The 2,230-nt window shown below is 65.2% G+C and carries 3 protein-coding genes and 1 pseudogene; 2 read left to right on the forward strand and 2 right to left on the reverse strand.

Annotated features, from left to right (window positions below; all coding sequences use genetic code 11):
• On the forward strand, positions 1-404 hold a 404-nt coding region (locus ACFR9S_RS12700; RefSeq protein WP_379818816.1), incomplete at its 5' end, for a CoA transferase.
• Positions 405-467: 63 nt separating this feature from the next.
• Here ACFR9S_RS12700 and ACFR9S_RS12705 read toward each other — a convergent pair.
• Positions 468-950 (reverse strand): hypothetical protein, encoded by a 483-nt coding sequence (locus ACFR9S_RS12705; RefSeq protein ID WP_379731924.1) that lies wholly within the window; start codon positions 948-950, stop codon positions 468-470.
• Entirely contained in the window at positions 947-1,519 is a 573-nt protein-coding gene (locus tag ACFR9S_RS12710; protein ID WP_379731927.1) for a DUF7344 domain-containing protein, read from the reverse strand. Before ACFR9S_RS12710 ends, ACFR9S_RS12705 begins: the two co-directional genes overlap by 4 nt.
• 500 nt (positions 1,520-2,019) lie before the next feature.
• Between ACFR9S_RS12710 and ACFR9S_RS12715 the strand changes: the two are divergent.
• Positions 2,020-2,230: pseudogene (locus tag ACFR9S_RS12715) on the forward strand (DUF1102 domain-containing protein); the annotation flags it as partial.

The following is a 2,230-nucleotide window of genomic DNA, read 5'->3' on the forward strand; positions in this document are numbered from 1 at the left end:
TCGACCGGCCGGACCTCGTCGACGATCCGCGGTTCGAGAGCAACGAGAAGCGCGTCGACAACCGCGAGGCGCTGGAGTCGATCCTCACGGATGCGTTCAGGGGCGCGCCGGTCGACGAGGTGGTCGATCTGCTCCGCACCAACGACGTTCCCGTCGGCCGCATCCGGGACGTGCTGGAGGCGTTCGACGACCCGCAGGCCGAGGCGCGGGGGATGGTCCAGCGGGTCAGCCATCCGACGGCGGGCGAGATCGAACTCCCGGGGTCGCCGATGCAGTTCTCGGAGTACGCGGCGACCGCGCGGCGGCACCCGCCGCTGCTGGGCGAGCACACCGAGGCGGTGCTGACGGAGTTGGGGTACGGCGAGGCGGAGATCGAACGGCTCCGCGAGAACGGCGTCGTCTGAACGTGGTCGGTGTCGACTGGCGGCTCAGTCGTCTCTCTCTTCGTCGTCAATCCCCTCGTCGGCCTACTCCGTCTCACCCTGGGTATCCCCGGACTCCCTCCCCCCTTTATCGGCGTTCCCGCCGCCCTTCTTCGGATTCTTGGGGCAGTCGGCCTTCTCCGACACCTGCGCGGTCACGGTGGCGTCGAGGCCGCCGGTCACGTCGACGGTGACCGTCCCGTCGGCGGCGTCGGCAAAGGCGTTGTTGAACGTCGTCGACTCGCCGGGCTGCAGGGTGCGCTCACGATTCAGGTCGCCCCACGAGACGTCCTCGATGGTGAACGATCCGCTGAACTGATTGGTCACCGTCACCCGCGCGGGCCGACTGGTCGCGTTCCCGTTGCTCTTCTCGCAGGCCGAGACGTTCACGTACGCGTTCTCCGACTCGACGACGTTGACGGCGACCCCGCGCTCAGCGCTGACGCTCGTGAAGCCGAAACTGCCCGTGACGAGCATCGTCGCGGCGACGGCTGCGAGCAGGACGCTGACCGCGCGGCGGGAGTTCATTCTTTCCTGAGTTCGGGCGGTTTGTCGACCTCCCCGATGCGCTGGCCCCGTGCGTAGTACGTGTGAGCGACCGCGGAGACGGTGAACATCGCGGTGATGGCGGTGGCCCACGCCACGTCGGGCAGGAGCGTGAACGGCCACGCCCCCAGCCACACCGCCGCCGTCAGCGAGGCGGCCACCCCCGAGAGTCCGAGATAGTAGACGCTCCAGGGGATCTCGTTGCCTTGGACGACCTCCATGTACACCTCGATGTCGTTGAGGGAGTCGGTCGGCTCGACAACCCCCCGGTTCTTGTTGAACTCGACGACACCCGCGTCGTCCATCATCGGCAGATGGGACTGCTGGAGCGCCGTGTACACCCGCTTGCGCTCCTCGTAGGACACCTCCTCGACGGCCACGTCGTACTCCCAGGCAGCCACCTGTTCGGCGACGTCGCCGATCTCCGCGGCGCCATCCGCCGCCTCCAGTGCGTGTACCGTGTATCGACGACGACGGTTCGACAGCACCTCGAACAGCTCGTCGTCGGAGAGGCTCGGTGACTGTTCGCCCGCTACCGAGCCCGCGGTCATGTCGCCGGCAGCCTCCCCTTGCTGCTGGCGCGGAGTTGTGGATGACACAGGGAGAGTGTTAGTACAATGCCATATAAACCCTATGTATATTTTAACAGACTGGTCAGAATACTGTCTCCAACGAATTCGGAGTAAAACCACTATATAGGGGTTGAGAGTACATATTTCCTATTATAATTCCAGAACTATAACCTGATACAATGTCGGGAAACGCCGCCCTTCGGAGCGGTCAGGCGACGTTTGTTGTACGGATCCGGCGCGACAGGAATCGTCAGACGCATATTTGTTTACTGTCACTTTCGCGGATAGCTCGGACTCGCCCGTGGCCTCGTTCAGTCAGGCACCGACACGTCGGGGCGACCGGGAGCCAGCCACGAGACCCTCCGATCGATAGACAGCGTGGCCGTAGGGCGATCCTGAACCGGCTCAGACGTACCAATACTACGGGAGTTGGTGTCTACACGACAGGTAACGCCCGGTCGGAGGGCGCCGGGAGGACAGTGAACCGCCGAACACTCACGCTCGTCGTCGCGTTCGTCGTCGCGGGAACACTCGCGTTCCCCTCGGCAGCGGCGCCGCTGTTCGGGGGCCAGACCGACCAGGTCGGGAACGACGTGGTTCTCGCCCCGAGCAGCGACTACGCGTACCTCGACGGCGACGGCGAGCTGGTCGTCGACCTCTCGGCGTCGAACCCGGCCCTCGACGGCGACG

This window comes from Halolamina salina, from assembly GCF_042678005.1.
Taxonomy (GTDB): Archaea; Halobacteriota; Halobacteria; order Halobacteriales; family Haloferacaceae; genus Halolamina; species Halolamina salina.